This is a genomic window from Peribacillus sp. FSL M8-0224, from assembly GCF_038003055.1.
In the GTDB taxonomy this organism is placed as follows: Bacteria; Bacillota; Bacilli; order Bacillales; family DSM-1321; genus Peribacillus; species Peribacillus frigoritolerans.
In genome coordinates, this window is sequence record NZ_JBBOOJ010000001.1 from 79,642 (window position 1) to 98,060 (window position 18,419).

Sequence of the window (18,419 nt, forward strand, 5' to 3'; positions counted from 1 at the left end):
GCAATTATAGTAAGTGGACATCAAAATGAGAAGATTATTTTCTCATGGTAAAGAGCCTGTTTTTCATTTTGAAAAGTTAGTTTTTTGCAGATAATAAAGACTGCATAATGGTTTTAATCACTAGATGGAATTTCTGGTGAAAATAAGGAGGTCATTTATTTTGAAAAAGTCATTCTATATTTTATTCTTTCTGCTGTTCGCTTTCTCTACTTCAGTATCTGCACATACCGGGTTAGAGAAGTCTTCTCCATCAAATGGAGACACGATAACAGAGGAAATTCAGGAAATCACAATGGAGTTTGAAACGGGATTGGAGACTGGCAGTTCCTTCACTTTACTTTTAGATGGTGAAAAGGAAATCCCGGTTTCAGACATTAAAGTGGATGGAAATAAATTGACCGGTGCATCTAATGAACCGTTAGAAAACGGAAAGTATACAGTGAAATGGAATATCATCGGGGAAGACGGACACATCATCGATGGGGAATATGGTTTTACTGTGGCGAAAGCGAATGCAAATAAGGAGAGTACCGAGTCCCCAACAAAATCGGATGAAGATAAATCTCAAACAATCGAAGAACCAGAAAAGGCATCAGAACAAGCACCAGCTGCAAGTGATGTGGAAGAAGAATCTCAATCGAATGCTAACTTCATGCCGATACTAGTCGGAATTTTACTTGTTGTAGCGATTTTCGTGACTGTCTGGTTGATGAGAAAAGGAAAAAAATGATCTACGCGTTATATCTTACTGAAACATTATTATATTTAAGTTTTTCTTTATTGATGGGAACGTTTATCATGCATTTGATACCATCAACCAAAAGGCCATCGATTCATATTCATAAAGGATGGCTTCAATTTTCCATAATAGGCATTATGCTGTTCTCTTTAATGCCAGTACTTTATTTAATCTTTATGCTATTTAATGACACGGGTATTTCTTTAAGAGTTCAAGATGTTTTTTTAAGCTTTAGAGTTGGGAAGGCGTGGATCATCACCTTCATCATTTCGGTTTTCTTTTACCTGTTCGTGACCTTCTTTCCTGTGTTAAAAAATAAGAGGTATTCGTTTATTTCTGTTATATTTCTCGTTTTACTCATTTTCACGATTGGGTGGGCCAGCCATCCTGCGTCTCTAAATGAGTCGACAGGTTTTATTTATCATTCGATTCACTTTACAGCGGTGAGTGTATGGGTAGGAACACTGTTAATTGTCAGCTGGTTTTCAAAAAATCAGGAGAATTGGTTAGCGTTCTTAAAATGGTTTACACCAACAGCCATCATTTGTCTTGGGCTGACAATCCTATCAGGATTTCTGATTATGTCTCTTATCGTGGATGCCAAAGATTATGCAAACTCTTGGATGCTGAACTATGGACAGGCTTTATTAATTAAGCATGTAATCATCGTACCAATCTTGATATTTGCTTACATTAATGGTTTTTGGATAAAAAAACACCTTCAAAAAGGATCAAACTTTAATCCAAAGCCCTGGACAAAGGCAGAGAGCATTTTGTTATTGCTGATTTTTACAGCCACAGCCGTTCTAGGGCAGCAAGAGCCACCGAAAGAGATTGAAACGACGGTGAATGGTAGTGGAGTTTCTCCTTTGTTTCAGTATATCTATGGTGGAACACTACCACCGTCGTTGCCAGTTCAATTTGAGCTTAATTTCATGAACATATCCTTGTTTGGTATCTCGGCCATTTTCTTCATCCTTGTTTTATGGTCATATATCAAAAAGGTTCCTGCCGCGTCTTTATTTTTGAGTTTATTTCTTGTTATCTCCATATACTTGTCGCTCATGTTCAGTATTCAATAAGAATAAGTATGGGGAGATCACACATTTTCCATAAAGCCCAATTAGCCGGGGGAATTGTTACTACGGTCTTAAAACCAAGTTAAGGTTTTAAGACCGTTTTTTGATGAACAAATGGACCTTTAAAACCTCGTTAAAATATATTGATTCTCCAAGCTTGCTATAACACAGCATCAAAACAAAGATATCATCAATATTCGTTACGAAAAAATGCTTCAATTGCTGAAAAAATTTTCCCTAACTTTAATCAACTCCATGTTTTCAAATGTAGGTGAGTTATATCGTTTGATACGGGAGTAATGGCATTCGGATCGTTTAATAAAGGCTTCCCATTTGGGAAGCCTTTATTGATCTTTATTCCTTTACCCGTATTAGGCGTAAACTGTTTAATGTTACTATTAAGGTTGCTCCCATATCAGCAAATATTGCTATCCATAGTGTTAACCAACCAGGCATAACTAACAGCAATGCTAGTAATTTAATTGCTAAAGAAAAGGTAATATTTTGCTTGATAATCGTTAAAGCTTTACGGCTTAATTTAATGGTATATGGCAATTTGCTTAAGTCATCAGACATTAATGCGATATCAGCAGTTTCTAATGCTGTATCAGTTCCAGCACCACCCATCGCCACACCAACCGAAGATGCCGCAAGTGCTGGTGCATCATTGACACCATCCCCAACCATTGCTACACTTTGATGTTTACCACGAAGTTCTTTAATGAAATTCAGCTTATCTTCCGGTAGTAGATCAGCTTTAATATCAGAAACACCAACTTGTTTTCCAATTGCTGCTGCGGTTCTTTGGTTATCACCAGTTAGCATCACCGTTTCAATTCCCATACGATTCAATTTACTGATGACTTCTTTTGATGATTCTCTCATTTCATCTGCTACGGCAATTAGAGATAGAATTTCTTTTTCCGTTCCTAACACCATTACGGTTTTTCCTTCGGTTTGCATACGCGTAATTTTTTCTTTGATTGTACTTTCAATTGATTGATGCAATTCTTCAAAAAGATTTGGACTTCCTACATAATACATCTCATTATTTACTTTTGCTTTTACGCCTTTACCTGTAATGGATTGGAACTCTTCAACCGACACTCCATTAAAATTCAATCCTTTTTCTTCTGCTTTTCTCATAATCGCTGAAGCAAGTGGATGCTGTGATCCCTTTTCAATGGCTGCTGTAACGGTAAGCAATTCATTTTCATTTCCACCATAAGTCACGATGTCTGTTACAGCTGGAATCCCTTTTGTTAATGTTCCTGTTTTATCAAAAGCAATGGCTTTTAGGGCTCCTGCTTCTTCTAAATGGATACCGCCTTTAATTAATACACCATTTTTAGCAGCATTTCCTATTGCCGTAACGACTGCAACTGGAGTTGAAACAACTAATGCACACGGACATCCAACCACTAATACGGCTAAACCTTGGTAAATCCATTCACTCCAGTCCCCACCGAATAATGGGGGTACAACCGCAATCAAAAACGCCAAAATAACAATAGCTGGTGTATAGTATTTCGCGAATTTATCAACGAACGCTTGAGAAGGTGCCCGTTCTGCTTGAGCTTCTTCCACCAAATGAATGATTTTTGAAATAGTCGTATCTTCTACCCGTTTTGTTACTTTAACCTCTAATAATCCTTCTTCATTCAATGTTCCTGCGAAGACCTCATCATCAATTGTTTTGGTTACAGGAACACTCTCTCCCGTAATCGCAGCCTGATTTAATGTGGATGTACCTTTAACAACTAATCCATCCATCGCTAATTTTTGACCAGGTTTTACTATCATAATATCGTCGACTTGAATATCTTCAACGTGAATCATCATCTCTTCATTTCCACGACGGATTAATGCTTCCTTTGGAGCAATATCCATCAATGATTCAATAGATTGACGAGCTTTATCCATTGAATAACGCTCTAATGCTTCACTGATGGCAAAGAGGATGACAACTGTTGCTCCTTCTCCCCATTCACCAATCACCGCAGCACCTAAAACGGCAATGGTCATTAACGTATTCATATCGAACTTAAATCTGCTTAGATTTTTTAGACCTGTAATAAATAACGAATACCCTCCAATTAAAATGGATGCTGCATAACCAATCGTCGGAAGAATATGCTCTTCCCCGTATTGATTACCAAGAAACCAACTAACCACTAGCAATATTGCCGAAATATAGACTTTAATATTTTCTTTTTGCTTCCAAAAAGGTTCACGTTCTACCTTTTGATCTTTCTCGTCTCGAACTTTTAAATTTTCAAATGATCCTGCTTTTTCTAATTCCTCAATCGTTGTATTCCCTTGAACATAAATTTTAGATGCTCCAAAGTTTACTTTAGCATCTTGAACACCTGGTAATTGTTTAACGTTGTTTTCAAAGATACCTGCACAATTTGTACAAGTGAATCCTTGAACACGATAGGTTTTCTTTTCTTCTTCAGATAATTTTGCTTGCTGATCAGACATTGACTTTCACCTCATTCTTATGTGCTAAGGCAATCACAATTAACTGTTTGATATGTTCATCATCCAGAGAATAAAACGCGAGCTTTCCTTCTTTGCGGTATTTCACGATCCCTTGCTTATGCAGGGTCCGCAAGTGGTGGGATGCGGTTGCGACAGTAGAACCAATGATATTGGCGATGTCACATACACAAAGCTCTCCATCCTGGCATAAAGAATAGGAAATTTTTGATCTGTTTTCATCTGCAAGAGCCTTAAATAATTGGGCAACACTAGAAAGGTCCTCTTTTTCCAGTTCCCCCTGTATGCGATTGACCTTTTCTTCGTCATAGCAATATATTTCACAGGTATCTTTCTTACTCATACAACCACACCTCATTCAAATGTTTATTTGATTATATTATACCCAATTCCTTTTATTATTCAAACATTTATTTGAATGAAGTAAATATTTCTCTAAAGACACAAAAAGGCTGCCTTTTCTTTGCATGTTTAACTGTTAACATGTCATTACAAGTTTTCTTACCAAAAAGTAAAACCCATTAATAAATAGGGGGGGGATTAATCACAGTATCAATATTCTTAAAGAGAGCTTTCCCGCCGCTTAGTTTAGTTTAATTAAATATTAAATAAGACTGCTTAAAAGAGAGACCAGATATTCAACTAACACTTCTACAAAGCCCACTTGTTTGGCGATATCTTGTAGGATTACTGGAGATGATAAGTATAGTAGTTCTTGTGCGAAAAGATTCAGTTCATTTGAAATGATACGATTCAAAACGCCATCCTTTCTCGTAAACTTCTTACGATAAGCATAGCGTTTTTTCATTTTGAGGGTATGATTTTAACTTCGCTTGATGGGCATGGGGTAGGGACTGTCATGGGAATATTGTAAACAAATGTACATTAAACTAAATGGGAGGTATTTCAAAAATTTTTCATAAATACATTATTTCTTTTATGAACATACTAAAAGCAATTAAATTTTAGGTGGTTAAACGAACAATGTACATTTCTTTGCAGGAGGTTCTCGAGAAGAATATTATCAATATAAAAATGAATTTTAACAATACTTCTGATCTAATTATTAGAGAAGTCGAGATTGGTGCCAAAACGGAAACATTTGTACATTATGAATAATGATTTACTTTGAGGGCATTATATGATTGTTAAGTTTTCATTCTAACAATGTGAATAGGAGGATATTTATGGCTCATAATCAAGAACATCATCACTCTCATAAAACTGGTGAAAACGTAATGGAAACAGGTCATTATATTGATTCAGATGGGGATCATGTTGAATTAAAGGCAGGACAAAAATTTCCTAATTGCCCTTCTTCAGGACAATCTACAAGTTGGAAACATGAACAATAGAAAATGGTTTTATATAAAAAAACAGCTTACGGTTAGGTGAGGGCACTATAGGGACATGTTTTCATATGAATCGTGCAAGGCTAAGAGGGGGGGCTTAATTGGTCCTCTCTTAGCCCTGGCTGAAATAATTAGAATATATATCTTATGTCAATAACACTTCCGTTGTCCCTTTTATTCAATCTTCTTACTCTACCCAGTGGAATGAAATCCTGCGAATCGTAAGAAATACTTAATTAACTGAGGGATTTCCAAAAAGAAAAAGAGTTGCTTTAGCAACTCCATTGCCCCTTCGAAATTCTTATGTCTATCAACCACTATTAAACACAATAGCATCTTATAATTGAACAAGAAAATCAACATAATTCTTTAACAAGACTTTTTATATAAAAAGGAGATGTTTCTATGAGAAACATCTCGGAAATATCTATTCTTTAAATTTTAACAATCTTAATGCATTTAAAATAACAATGAGAGCAGCACCTGTATCACTTAATACTGCCATCCAGAGTGTAAGCCAACCAGGAAAGATTAGGGCCAATGCAATTACTTTAACTATTATGGAGAACCAGATATTTTGTTTGATAATAGTTAAAGCCTTTCTGCTTAACTTTATTGTATGAGGAAGTTTATCTAGATTATCAGCCATTAATACAATATCTGCTGTCTCCATTGCGGTGTCAGTACCTGCCCCGCCCATCGCAATGCCTAAATCAGCCGTTGCAAGTCCAGGTGCATCATTGATTCCGTCCCCTACCATTGCTACCTTATGACCCTCGTCTTGTAATTTCTTTATGGCAGTTACTTTATCCTCAGGCAATAATTCAGCAAAATAACGGTTTATATTACCTTCAGAAGCAATCATTTTAGCCGTACCTTCATTATCCCCAGTCAACATTACCGTTTGGTTTATTCCACTTTGTTTTAATCCCTCTAAAGCCGAAACCGTTGTTTCTCTTAAAGTATCAGAAACAGCAATTAACCCGATTATTTGCTGTTGTGTTCCTATAATAACTACGGTTTTTCCTTTATTTTGCATTTCCAAAACATCGTGCTTTACATCATCTACAGATACATTGATTTCTTCAAATAGTTTAAGATTACCGGCATAAAAAACAGTGTCTTCAATAGTTGCTTGAACACCCTTGCCAACAATACTCTTGAATAATTCACCCTTTTTAGAGTGAATGCCTTTTTCGTTTGTATATCGTACAATTGCCTTGGCTATAGGATGTGTGGAGTAATCTTCTAGTGTCAAAGCGATCGATAGTAATTCCTCTTCAGAACCGTTGAACGTCTTGATTTCAGATACTTTGGGCTTTCCCTCAGTCAAAGTGCCCGTTTTATCAAAGGCGATGGCGGTGATGGCCCCTGCTTTTTCTAAAAACGTTCCCCCTTTAATTAAGACTCCGTGCTTCGCCGCGTTTCCAATGGCTGATACGATTGCGACAGGAGTGGAAATTACTAAGGCGCAAGGACACGCTACAACCAATAGCTCAAGCCCTTTATAAAACCATTCTCCCCAAGTGCCAAACCCAAGTAAAGGGGGAAACACCATAATGATCAATGCTAAAACGAATACTATAGGTGTATAAATACTTGCGAATTTATCTACAAAGGCTTCAGTTGGGGCTTTTTGTTCCTGAGCTTCCTCCACTAAGTGAATGATTTTTGATATGGTTGTATCTTCAACTAATTTCGTTACTTTTATCTCAAGGGAACCATTTTCATTTATAGTTCCTGCATATACGATATCCCCAATTTCCTTATCTACAGGAATGGACTCTCCTGTAATGGGAGCCTGATTGACGCTTGATTCTCCTTGAATGATTTCCCCGTCTAATGGAATTTTATCGCCTGGTTTGACAATGATCGTATCACCGATGGATATTTCTTCAACCGGCTTCTTGATTAACTCAGAACCAACTTTGACCCAAGCTTCAGGAGGTGCTAATTCCATAAGGTTACGAATGGAGTTTCTTGTCCGCTCAATGGATTTTGTTTGCAGCAAGTTTCCAATCGCAAATAGCCATACTACGGTAGCCCCTTCTAGCCATTCACCAATGAGAGCTGCCCCAATTGCCGCAACAGACATTAGAACATTCATATCTAATGAACGACTTTTAATGGCATAGAATGCACTTCGAGCAGGCTTATAACCACTTATCACCATTGCAATGGCATACAATATTGTGCTCATCAAAGTAGAAACACCATTAAAAGAACCAATAAAACCGAGGGCAATAAATACACCAGACATTATGATTAAGGCATTTTCGTTTTTGTTTTTTGTAGGTTGTACCGGTATATTTCTCGATTGTAAGGAAGCTTTATAACCAATTTTAGAAACCTCAGAAATAATATCTTCGACACTATTGGAATGGTCAATTTTCATTTTACCAGTCGAGAAATTAACAATGACATTATTAACGGATGGATGGGTATTCAAGTGATTTTCAATGCTCTTAGCACAACTACTACAATCCATGCCTTCAATTGCGAACGTTTTTACATTCCCTGTTTGATTTAAGGGCTCAACAGAATATCCAAGCTTTTTGATTTCACGCTCGATCGGGATAAAGGCATCAAGGTTGCTTGCAGCTACCTGCATTTTTGCTGTGTTGTAATTGACTTTTACTTCTTCAATATCTTTTAAAGCGCTTAATCCTTTTTCAATGGTTTTTGCACAAGCAGGACAATCCATTCCTTGAACTCTGTATGCCATCTTCTCGCCAGAAGGAAGTGGATTTAAGAATGTCTCTATTGTCTGATGTTCATTACTACTGCAACAGCTTGTTTTCACTGGATTTTTATCTTCATTCGTCATTGTTTCACTGCAACAACTACTATTAGTTTCTGGTGTATGTTCAATCGTTTGGAGAATGCTGCAACAGTCTCCTTTTTCTAGGTCATTCCCTGTTTCCTTGGATGTTTCACTGCTGCAACAACTAGTTTTCCCTTGAATTAAAACAGGTATTGACTTAAAGGTATTTACTGAATCGTTGTTACTGGCACAACAACTTGAGTCTTCTTTTTTTATATTTAAATTAACAGCAGGACTACAACAACTTTCCGTCTTATTTTCTGTATTTTTTGTATCGTTAGTTGAGTTACAGCATTTGTCAGCCATTTTATACACTCCTAATCTATTTGTCGCTCACAACATGAAACATCATTTTGGACATCTGCAAGAACGACATCGAACATCGTCAATAAATCTCGTATTTGTTGATTACGTAGACTATAGTAGCAGTATTTCCCTTCGTTCCTTCCTACAATAATTCCACAACCCTTTAAACACGCAAGGTGTTGTGAAATATTCGATTGATTCCCACTGACTTCTTCTACAATTTCAGAAACCGTTTTTTCTTGATTCTTTATACTTTCGAGAATATGAATCCTTGTTTTATTAGAAAATCCGTGAATCATTTTTACCTTAAGGTCTATATCAAGATTCTGCATAATTACCTCCTAACACATATTAGACAGGACTAATGTGTTTTGTTATCATCATATTAGCAACGGTTAATATATGTGTCAATCTGAACAAATAAAATATTTATAAGGAGTCTGTGGGATGGCAAAAAAAGTTTCTTTATTATTTTTACTTCTCTTTACCTTATTCTCAAGTCAAGCACTGGCGCATACTGGTTTGAAGGACTCGACACCTAAAGATGGTGAAGTACTAACGAAGCCAATACAGGAACTGACTCTCATTTTTCAAACAAAAGTGGAACAGACAAGTAAGGTTAATGTTTTAAATTCAAAGGGAGAACCTGTTAATCTTGGAAATTTTGTAATTGAAGGTAATGAAATGTGGGCCACTTTCCTCCAGCCCTTAGAGAATGGGAATTATAAAGTGGATTGGGAGATCATTGGCGCGGATGGACATCCAATTGAAGGAGAATTTGCTTTCTCAGTGAAGGTCCCTGGTGATGAATCCTCAAATGATAACCAGGAGGAATCGGTACAAGAGGATCCTGTAAAAACTGAAGAGAGTAAGGAAACTACAAATACACCACCTGAACAGAAGGTAAAAGTTAAACAAAGTAACATTCCTTCTTACGTTATTCCGTCCATTGTTGGTGTTTTATTTGTACTGGCAGTAGGGAGTTTCCTATGGCTCGTGAGGAGGAAAAAATAGTATATGCTTACCTTGGGAATGATTAGTGAACCAATACTATATCTTTGTTTCTCCTTGCTTATAGGCAGTTTTGTTCTACGTCTTGTACCAAGTGCCTATCGTCCAGATATTAACGTACCTAAAGGTGTGTTAATGATTGCAACAGCAGGTATAGCCATTTTTTCGTTTATCCCTGTTTTGCAACTGATTTTGGTTCTACATCAGGATGTTGGATTAGGACAAACCTTTCAATCTGTCCTCTTTACTTTTGAGGTGGGAAAAGCATGGATTTTCACCTATATCCTTACGAATATATTATTTGTTTATATCGTTTGGTTTGATTATCGAAAGAAACTTTTATATACATACATAGGTATCGTTTTTACTTTTGTATTAATTCTTGCATTAGGTTGGTCCAGTCATGCCAGTTCCATAGAACAATGGAAAGGATTCCTTGCACATACAGCTCATTTTCTTGCTGTTACACTTTGGGTCGGGATATTAATTATAGTTAGTTGGTTTTCAAAAAATCATTTAAATTGGTTAAACTTCTTAAAATGGTTTACACCGGTAGCGATAATTTGTTTTCTTATAACGGCTATATCGGGACTATTCTTAATGAGCATCGTGATTGATTTTAATGATTATGCAAATGCTTGGATCCTTCCTTATGGACAAGCACTTTTAATTAAACATTTGCTAATCATTCCATTGTTGGCGTATGCCTTTATAAATAGTATTCTGATGAGAAAAAGGTTAAGAAAAAATGAAAGCTTTAACCCAATCCCTTGGACAAAATCCGAAAGTGTAATCGTATTCTTGATTTTTTCAGTAACGGCAGTATTAGGGCAACAATCTCCCCCGCATGATGTTGAAACGACAGTAGCATCTTCTGGAGTTTCTCGATTGTTTGACCTTTTCTATCAAGGAATCATAACGCGCGATTTGGAAATTGTCCTAAATATAGGAATTGATAGTGGGATGTTATTGATAGCCGGATTAATTTTTTTAGGGTTAACCGTAATGTCATACATAAAAAGGGCTCCTATTCTTTTGAGTTTCACGATGAGCGTACTATGCGTCGTAACTAGTTATTTAACTTTAATGGTTAGCATACAATAAAGTTTGAAAATCATTAATTAAAATACATATATGAGGTGAAATGAGATGAAAAGTAAAAATTCTAGTTTTAAAATTGCAGTTATACTCACTACTGTTATTTTGGCAATAATAGCTGCACTTGTTGTTATTAATAATTTGAAATCAGAAACAACCAATGAATCTCCCACAGGAAAAAAACCTCCTATTGAAGGACAGCCGACTATAGGAAAAGCAGATGCCACTATATCCGTTGTAGAATTTGGTGATTTCAAATGTCCATCTTGTAAGGCATGGGGAGAAACGGTTTTCCCTAAGTTAGTTGAAGATTATGTTGATACTGGAAAAGTGAAATTTTCTTATATAAATACACTATTTCACGGAGAGGAATCACAGTTAGGTGCAGTCGCAGCTGAATCAGTTTTTAAAAACTCTCCAGATTCGTATTGGGATTTTCACAAAGGTTTATTTAAGGAACAGCCAAGTCAAAATCATGATGGATTATGGATAACGCAAGAGAAAATACTTGAAGTAGCTGATGGTATACCTGGCATTGATGCAGATAAATTGAAGTCAGATATTGAACAGGAATCAGTGATGGAAGAAGTAAATAAGGATACAGAATTAGTGGAAGAGTTTAAAATAGAACAAACTCCTTCAATAGTGGTGAATGGTACTTTGCTAAAAGATCCTTTTGATTATGAAAAAATAAAAAGCCTTATTGAGCAAGAGCTAGAAGGTAATGAATAATGAAGGAAGATATGGCGGGATTCAATAGACAATTTTTTCTCTATTTAGCATGGCTTGTTTCAACAGTGGCTACGCTAGGGAGTCTTTATTTTAGTGAAATCCGGGGTTTTATTCCATGTGAACTATGTTGGTTCCAACGCATATTAATGTATCCTTTAGCTTTAATACTTGGAATTGGCACCTTTCAAAATGACTCATCAGTAAAGAAGTTTGTATTGCCTATGGCGATTATTGGGTGGTTTATTTCTTTTTACCATTACTTGATACAAAAAGTTCCGAGTTTTGCAGGAATAAAGCCTTGTGTTAACGGTGTGCCATGTAATGCCCAATATATTAACTGGTTTGGCTTTGTAACCATCCCATTTTTAGCCTTAACGGCCTTTACTTTGATTATTGTTTGTATGGTTCTCGTGAAAAAGCAAAATATTAAAAAAAATCTTTAATATTGCCGGTGGAAATGTCAGTAATGAAGCAGGGGATGAATTGAGTTAATTTCAAAGATAATTTCCTTTATTTTGTTTAAACGTACTTGAAGCTGCTTAGCCCATTTTCTAAATGTACAGAGTTTGGCTTTGTCCTAATGGCTTTAGCTAGAAAACTATGTTTTACTTTTAGATCAAAGGTTCCTCCTGAATAAACATATTAGTTGTATATAAAAATCCATTTTTGTAATCAAATGATTCAAAAATGGATTCTTTTTTTTGATTTAGTATACACTTTTAAATAATAGTTTGATTATCTAATGCCCTTCTTCGAGAACCCGTTAGTTTAAGTACAGCGGTATAACTAATGTGAAACGTTAATAGAACGGACACATCTACTAAGAAAAACGGTCAGCCCCTTTTGATATAATAAGTGATATAAGAATTAATTTATAAATGTAGCGGAGATGATGAATTGACTTTGCCGGTTTTGATTTTGACAATTATCTTAAGTTTGTTAAAAATATTGGTTTCCTGTCTTCCAACCGATGCAGTTAATTGGATTATCAGCAAATTTAAAATACACGCAGAAATTAGTGGCGGGAATGCGATCGTAACCTTTGACGGAAAACGTTTAGAAGGTGAAGAAAAAATTCAAGTTATTAATTATTTTAATAAAGCTAGGTTTTTGAAGAAAAATCATATATTCCCAGGGAACGAGCAATTGTTTTTACATCCAGAGAACAGCGGGACTCCATTGGTCATTGATACTAAAAGAGGCAAAAAGGATGTTAGGTTATTTGTATATATTTACAGCGACCGTGTGGATGTAGTTAAACAGTACAGGAAGAAGCTCATTTCTTATAGTCTGTTTTCCGATAGCCTCCAAGAACGTTCCATGCCATTAATAAGAAATTTAGTTTAATAGAACATTAAAAAGACGGTCCTTAAAAGACCGTCTTTGAGTTTGCAAACAAAAGGGTTCTAACTAAAATTTAAAACAAAGTTGATTGGAACGGAAGATGCGAGACTCCTGCGGGAAAAGCGAGTCCAAGGGAGACCCCGCAGGCGCAAAGGCACCGAGGAGGCTCCTGACCGCCCGCGGAAAGCGAGTGCCTGGAGTGGAAATTAACGGTTAAATTGTCTACAGCTGAGACGCGCCTTTAAAAGACCGTCTTTTTAAAAGACTTTTATTATATAATCCCATTTCAATTGGGAATTTTTTCATAATAAAAAATTCTAGTACACAAACTGACATCTTAATTTTAGTGTCTTTTGAATAATAATAATTAAAAGTGTTTTTAAGCAGGAGGGAATTGCTGCAAGAGGGTCGTTAATCGTGCATATGAAAAGTATTTTGGATAGTATTTAAGGTAAAAAAAAGCAGGTATCTATTGCGATGCCTGCTTTTTTATGCTTTCCATTGTTTTTCAACTTGATGAAGGGCTTGTTGTAAAATTACTTCATGATCAGTACCCGGTTTAGTTAGGACGTTAGTTTGATAAGATTTTCCTTGGAAATCAACTGTTACTGTAACTTTTACCATTATGCATCTTTCCTTTCCTGATTCAGAATTAAATGAGGTGGTTGTACCTATTTCTTTTATACCCGTGGCAGAAGGATAATCAAACATTTCAAAAGCAGTAAAATCGAGAAAGTTAATATTCAAAATTATCTGATATTTTTCAGGAGGTGTCAACACTTTTTTTTTTGACCTACTCTATTTTCCGGTTAAATAAAAAACGACCTGGCTTAAATACATGACAGCCAGGTCGTTTTTATTATACGAACTATATTTATATTTTAGTTAAAATAATACCGATTAATGCCGCTAGAACACCGGCAATTTGATAGGTTTTTAGTTTTTCCTTGAATATATAACATCCAGCGAATACGACAACCAAACAGTTCAGGCTGACGACAGGGAAAATGATGCTTGCGATGCCGGTGTTCAACGCAAAGAAATAACATCCATAGCCTATCATGCTTAAAAAGCCTACTAAGGAACCGATTTTGACTTCCTTTAGCTTGATTTTTTCTTTTTTAAAGGCTAGAGCCGAAAGAAGATAAAGCATTCCGCCTCCATACATTGATACAAGGATATCAAGGGAGTTTAAATGAAGACGTGTTGATGTCGTCATAAGAATGCCGAGCACACCAAAAGATAAGATGGAGAGTAATGTGTGCATCATCCATGGGACATATTGATGATTACCTTTTGCATTAGGTGTATATTGGATGACTAATGTAGCGATAAACATGCAGGCGATTCCACTCCACTGCAAGGAAGAAATATGTTCGTGAAAAATTAAAGCTGCACAGAGAATGGGGAATATGGCATTCGCTGCGATTAATGGAGATGTCAAGCTTGCCGGACCCTTTTCAAAGGCGCTTGCCATCTGGATGTTACCATTGGCGTTCAGTACACCAATTGCTGCACCAAGCATGATGGACAGCCAGTTCATCTGCAAACCATCCATTAATACTCCATAAACAATGGACAAAATAAATGCTGAAAAATAAAAGAAAAATTGGATATGTATCTTGGAATACCCTTTTCCGCTGCTCCATTTAAAAATGCTGTTATTGATTCCGAAGCATAAACTCGTGATGAGTGCTGCAAAAATCCACATTGACTTAATCTCTTCCTTCGTGTAGGATAAACTTCTTCTACATTTTAAGCTGAATGCCATCAAGAATCAAACCAAATTTAAAATGTATGATTGACAGATTAGATTATTTTTTCTATATTTACTATGACAATTTTAAAATATTTCCCGATATACGGGAGAGGTTCATAGCATCACCCTCTTAAAAAAACTATGGCTTTGATATTTTTCGCGAATCAACCATATCTTTGAGGAGATATGGTTTTTGTTATATAGAGGCCCATTTTATGAATCTCCCTGAAATGTGGGATTAGGAGGACTTTTCATGTCTGGAAGAAAAGAAGAAGAATTAAAAAAAGATATCACACTGCTTGGGAATCAAGGAACAAAATATACATTCGACTATGCTCCTGAAATCCTTGAATCATTCGATAACAAGCATCCGAACCGGGATTATTTCGTCAAATTCAATTGCCCGGAATTCACTAGTTTATGTCCGATCACGGGCCAGCCGGACTTTGCTACCATTTACATCAGCTATATTCCCAGTGTGAAAATGGTGGAAAGCAAGTCTTTGAAACTTTATTTATTCAGCTTCCGCAATCATGGTGATTTCCATGAAGACTGCATGAACATCATCATGAATGATTTAATCGAATTGATGGACCCTAAATATATTGAAGTATGGGGCAAGTTTACACCAAGGGGCGGAATTTCCATCGACCCTTACACGAATTATGGGAAACCAGGTACGAAGTATGAGGAAATGGCGAATTACCGCTTGATGAATCATGACTTATACCCGGAAACCGTGGATAATCGCTAAAGAATGGAGAGACAATGGGCATATGCCCGTTGTCTTTTTTTTAGTTATAGCTAATTTCGATCAGTGGTTCTGTCATTCTGTCCTTTTTAAAAGTACAAATGTCCTCCTATAATGGAATTTCCACTTGATTGTTTCGAGAAAAAGCGTAATAATAGGGAGAGTTAATTTTGACAGAATATTTACGAAAATAGGGGATGTCGAGATGAAAGTTGCAAAGTTTGGTGGAAGTTCACTTGCGTCAGGTGAACAGTTGAGGAAGGTATTCGAAATTGTTGTTTCTGATCCAGAGAGGAAGATTGTGGTCGTTTCCGCTCCAGGAAAACGCAATTCCGATGATATAAAGGTAACGGATTTATTGATTGAAGCTGCGGAACAGCAGCTGCGCGGGGATAACGGAGAGCATTTGATAGAAGATGTTGTATCCCGCTATGCGAGCATTGCTGCAGAGTTGGATATATCCGAGAGTGTCATCACAGGGATTCATGAAAATTTAATGGCACTGCTGCATGCAGATCAATCTAACCCGAAGCGCTATCTGGATGCCTTGAAGGCCGGTGGCGAGGATAATAATGCGAAGCTGGTCGCAGGTTATTTCCAAAGCCTTGGAGTGGAGGCGCAGTATATCAATCCGAAGAAGGCAGGCTTGATCGTAACGGATGAAGGTGGATTTACCAGGGTGCTGCCAGAGTCTTATGATCGGTTATATGCTCTGCGTGATGAGCCAGGAATCGTTGTATTTCCAGGATTCTTCGGATATACGTTAGATGGTGATGTGTTAACCTTCTCAAGAAGCGGTTCCGATATTACGGGTTCGATTCTTGCTAATGGGGTCAAGGCTGATTTGTATGAGAACTTTACGGACGTGGATGCCGTTTATGCGGTGAATCCAAATGTGGTTTCCAATCCGAAGGGAATCCGGGAACTAACCTATCGTGAGATGCGTGAGCTTTCTTATGCAGGTTTCTCGGTATTTCATGATGAGGCGCTGATTCCTGCATTCCGTGCGGGAATACCTGTCCATATCCAGAATACGAACAATCCGGCGGCACAAGGGACCCGCATTGTGAATACACGGGATAATACGAACGGGCCGGTTATTGGGATTGCGAGTGATAAAGGATTTTGCAGTATTTACATTAGCAAATATTTGATGAACCGGGAAGTTGGTTTTGGCCGGAAACTGCTGCACATCCTCGAGGATTATGGAGTTTCATATGAGCATATTCCATCAGGCATCGATGATGTGACGCTTATTCTTAGGCAGGACCAGATGAAAGGGGATGCCGAGAAGAAAATCATTTCCCGAATCAAGAAAGAGCTTCATGCCGATGAAGTGAATGTGGAGCATGATCTTGCCTTGATCATGGTTGTAGGGGAAGGAATGCGCCATAATGTCGGTACAACGGCAAGAGCGTCAAAAGCCTTGGCCGAAGCAAAGGTGAATATTGAGATGATCAACCAGGGCTCTTCGGAGGTAAGCATGATGTTCGGTGTGAAAGGGCACAACGAAGAGACGGCAATTCAGGCATTATATCACGAGTTCTTTTGAGTATGAGCGTTTAGGGACCTCCTTTTAGAAGGGGGTTTTTTGCGATTAATCTTTTAATCACTAAACATACCTTTTTATCTGGTTCTTTATGGTAGTGGCAATGACTGTGTGGGGATAATCATTACAAGCTAACAGACGCGCTGCAGGGTTCAGTGCGTCTGTTTTAATTTAATACCCATATGACAAGTGGCAAATGCAATTGGAGGAGATCGGAGTTGACGCTCTTGAAGCGGATAAAAAGGGGGGTCCAACCTCATACATATCTTACACCAAATTATAAATGATCTTGCTGAATAAAATCATGTTTAGAAAGCATCCTTATCACCTAGTTAAATACTTCTATATAATACAAAAAAAGAATGTAGGAATAAGTTCTATCTATATGTGATTGGAGTGTAAGGCACGAGGCTCCTGCGGGAAAAGCGCGTCTAGAGACGAAAGCGAGTGCCTGGAGGGGAAATCAACGTTCAAATTGTAAAAGCATAAAAAAACTGTAGAAAACCCGGTTTTCATCGAGTTTGTCTACAGTCTGAGACTCCAACTGGAAGATTGGAGGCTTTCCTTTTATGTTAGTCCATAATGGTCAGGAGTTGATCGATCGCGTTCCTTGGACGCGGGGCAGGGATCATATCGGGATAGCCAACGTGAAGGCTGCCGACGATCTTCTCGCCTGGGTTCACGCCCAAAGCTTCACGAAACTCCATGCTGTGTATCATGCCGTATGTTTCCCATATCATCCCGATTCCCTGTTCCCAGGCAAGCAGGCTGAAATTCTGGATCAAGGCACTTGTAGCCGCATAATCTTCTTCACGTGTCATGGGATTCGGATTCTCTTCCATGATCACTGCGACAAACATCGGTACACCTATGAGTTTATTATATCCTCGCTGTCCGGCTGCTTTTTTCTTTTCAGGGTCCTTCTCTTTGCCTTCCATGAATGCACGTGTTGCTTCTGCGAGTTTTAAACGGCTATCACCATGCACCACGACGAAGCGCCATGGCTGGGTCATTTTATGGTTCGGTGCCCATGTCGAAGTTTCCAATAATGATTGGATGGTATCAATAGGAACAGGAATGTCCTTAAATCGTTTGATGCTGCGCCGTTCTTTAATGATATCTTCTAGTTTCATGATCATCCTGCTCCTTTAATCATATATGTAAGTTTAATAGTTGAAAAAAATAATCCCCGGCTGCCTAATATGCTTCCAATGTGAATAAATTACTTGAATAAAGAGGGGGCAATATTCTAGTGACTTGCATTCGCTAATGAGCATATAATTTTACTAGGCACAGAGAAGCCGGGGCGACATTGTATCTATGTACAATATCAAAAGGGTACGATAAGAGAATATCGTAATTGCTTATCAAAT

The 18,419-nt window shown here is 37.4% G+C and carries 18 protein-coding genes, 1 pseudogene and 1 riboswitch; of the genes and pseudogenes, 11 read left to right on the forward strand and 8 right to left on the reverse strand.

What is annotated here, in order from left to right:
* The first annotated feature begins 160 nt into the window (after nt 1–160).
* Both MKX49_RS00395 and MKX49_RS00400 read left to right on the forward strand, forming a co-directional pair.
* Entirely contained in the window at nt 161–730 is a 570-nt protein-coding gene (locus MKX49_RS00395) for a copper resistance CopC family protein (RefSeq protein WP_340874186.1), read from the forward strand.
* Nucleotides 727–1,821, forward strand: coding sequence for a copper resistance D family protein (locus tag MKX49_RS00400; protein ID WP_340874188.1), 1,095 nt, complete (start codon nt 727–729; stop codon nt 1,819–1,821). Before MKX49_RS00395 ends, MKX49_RS00400 begins: the two co-directional genes overlap by 4 nt.
* A 351-nt stretch (nt 1,822–2,172) precedes the next feature.
* Here MKX49_RS00400 and MKX49_RS00405 read toward each other — a convergent pair whose 3' ends face one another.
* The 3 genes and pseudogenes from MKX49_RS00405 to MKX49_RS00415 all read right to left on the reverse strand — a co-directional run.
* A complete protein-coding gene (locus MKX49_RS00405; RefSeq protein ID WP_340874189.1) occupies nt 2,173–4,302 on the reverse strand; it encodes a heavy metal translocating P-type ATPase in 2,130 nt (709 codons plus the stop codon).
* The gene (locus MKX49_RS00410) at nt 4,295–4,663 is read right to left on the reverse strand and encodes an ArsR/SmtB family transcription factor (protein ID WP_340874191.1); all 369 of its coding nucleotides are present in this window, start codon (nt 4,661–4,663) and stop codon (nt 4,295–4,297) included. The genes MKX49_RS00405 and MKX49_RS00410 overlap by 8 nt, the downstream gene beginning before the upstream one ends.
* A 267-nt stretch (nt 4,664–4,930) precedes the next feature.
* Nucleotides 4,931–5,077, reverse strand: a pseudogene (locus MKX49_RS00415) (IS4 family transposase); the annotation flags it as partial.
* Nucleotides 5,078–5,304: 227 nt separating this feature from the next.
* On the opposite strand from MKX49_RS00415, the gene MKX49_RS00420 reads away from it, so the two are divergent.
* Nucleotides 5,305–5,439: a hypothetical protein gene (locus MKX49_RS00420; protein WP_340874193.1), complete on the forward strand. Its 135-nt coding sequence runs from the start codon at nt 5,305–5,307 to the stop codon at nt 5,437–5,439.
* A gap of 68 nt (nt 5,440–5,507) precedes the next feature.
* Nucleotides 5,508–5,675 carry a hypothetical protein gene (locus MKX49_RS00425; RefSeq protein WP_340874195.1) on the forward strand — a complete coding sequence of 56 codons (168 nt, stop codon included), beginning with the start codon at nt 5,508–5,510 and terminating at the stop codon, nt 5,673–5,675.
* A gap of 424 nt (nt 5,676–6,099) precedes the next feature.
* Here MKX49_RS00425 and MKX49_RS00430 read toward each other — a convergent pair whose 3' ends face one another.
* Together MKX49_RS00430 and MKX49_RS00435 are read right to left on the reverse strand one after the other, a co-directional pair.
* Nucleotides 6,100–8,802 (reverse strand): heavy metal translocating P-type ATPase, encoded by a 2,703-nt coding sequence (locus MKX49_RS00430; RefSeq protein ID WP_445670074.1) that lies wholly within the window; start codon nt 8,800–8,802, stop codon nt 6,100–6,102.
* An 11-nt stretch (nt 8,803–8,813) separates the two neighbouring features.
* A complete protein-coding gene (locus MKX49_RS00435; protein ID WP_340874197.1) occupies nt 8,814–9,134 on the reverse strand; it encodes an ArsR/SmtB family transcription factor in 321 nt (106 codons plus the stop codon).
* 115 nt (nt 9,135–9,249) lie between these two features.
* Between MKX49_RS00435 and MKX49_RS00440 the strand changes: the two genes are divergently transcribed.
* From MKX49_RS00440 to MKX49_RS00460, 5 genes are all read left to right on the forward strand, one after another.
* Entirely contained in the window at nt 9,250–9,816 is a 567-nt protein-coding gene (locus MKX49_RS00440) for a copper resistance CopC family protein (protein WP_340874199.1), read from the forward strand.
* Nucleotides 9,817–9,819: 3 nt separating this feature from the next.
* Nucleotides 9,820–10,917 (forward strand): copper resistance D family protein, encoded by a 1,098-nt coding sequence (locus MKX49_RS00445; RefSeq protein ID WP_340874201.1) that lies wholly within the window; start codon nt 9,820–9,822, stop codon nt 10,915–10,917.
* 45 nt (nt 10,918–10,962) lie between these two features.
* Complete coding sequence (locus tag MKX49_RS00450; RefSeq protein ID WP_340874202.1) at nt 10,963–11,643, forward strand: DsbA family protein; 681 nt, start codon at nt 10,963–10,965, stop codon at nt 11,641–11,643.
* Nucleotides 11,643–12,086 carry a disulfide oxidoreductase gene (locus tag MKX49_RS00455; protein ID WP_340874204.1) on the forward strand — a complete coding sequence of 148 codons (444 nt, stop codon included), beginning with the start codon at nt 11,643–11,645 and terminating at the stop codon, nt 12,084–12,086. The genes MKX49_RS00450 and MKX49_RS00455 overlap by 1 nt, the downstream gene beginning before the upstream one ends.
* A 454-nt stretch (nt 12,087–12,540) precedes the next feature.
* The gene (locus MKX49_RS00460) at nt 12,541–12,990 is read left to right on the forward strand and encodes a YfmQ family protein (RefSeq protein ID WP_340874205.1); all 450 of its coding nucleotides are present in this window, start codon (nt 12,541–12,543) and stop codon (nt 12,988–12,990) included.
* A 486-nt stretch (nt 12,991–13,476) separates the two neighbouring features.
* Here MKX49_RS00460 and MKX49_RS00465 read toward each other — a convergent pair whose 3' ends face one another.
* Nucleotides 13,477–13,767 (reverse strand): BA3454 family stress response protein, encoded by a 291-nt coding sequence (locus MKX49_RS00465; protein WP_340874206.1) that lies wholly within the window; start codon nt 13,765–13,767, stop codon nt 13,477–13,479.
* A gap of 94 nt (nt 13,768–13,861) precedes the next feature.
* Entirely contained in the window at nt 13,862–14,698 is an 837-nt protein-coding gene (locus MKX49_RS00470) for an EamA family transporter (protein WP_048684990.1), read from the reverse strand.
* A 151-nt stretch (nt 14,699–14,849) separates the two neighbouring features.
* Nucleotides 14,850–14,895: riboswitch (PreQ1 riboswitch) on the forward strand.
* Between the two features lie 104 nt (nt 14,896–14,999).
* Between MKX49_RS00470 and queF the strand changes: the two genes are divergently transcribed.
* Nucleotides 15,000–15,500, forward strand: coding sequence for a preQ(1) synthase (gene queF, locus MKX49_RS00475; RefSeq protein WP_034305880.1), 501 nt, complete (start codon nt 15,000–15,002; stop codon nt 15,498–15,500).
* Nucleotides 15,501–15,702: 202 nt separating this feature from the next.
* Nucleotides 15,703–17,049 carry an aspartate kinase gene (locus MKX49_RS00480; protein ID WP_340874207.1) on the forward strand — a complete coding sequence of 449 codons (1,347 nt, stop codon included), beginning with the start codon at nt 15,703–15,705 and terminating at the stop codon, nt 17,047–17,049.
* A 569-nt stretch (nt 17,050–17,618) separates the two neighbouring features.
* Here the strand turns inward: MKX49_RS00480 and MKX49_RS00485 are convergent.
* Nucleotides 17,619–18,179 carry a nitroreductase family protein gene (locus tag MKX49_RS00485; protein WP_340874208.1) on the reverse strand — a complete coding sequence of 187 codons (561 nt, stop codon included), beginning with the start codon at nt 18,177–18,179 and terminating at the stop codon, nt 17,619–17,621.
* Nucleotides 18,180–18,419 lie beyond the last annotated feature (240 nt).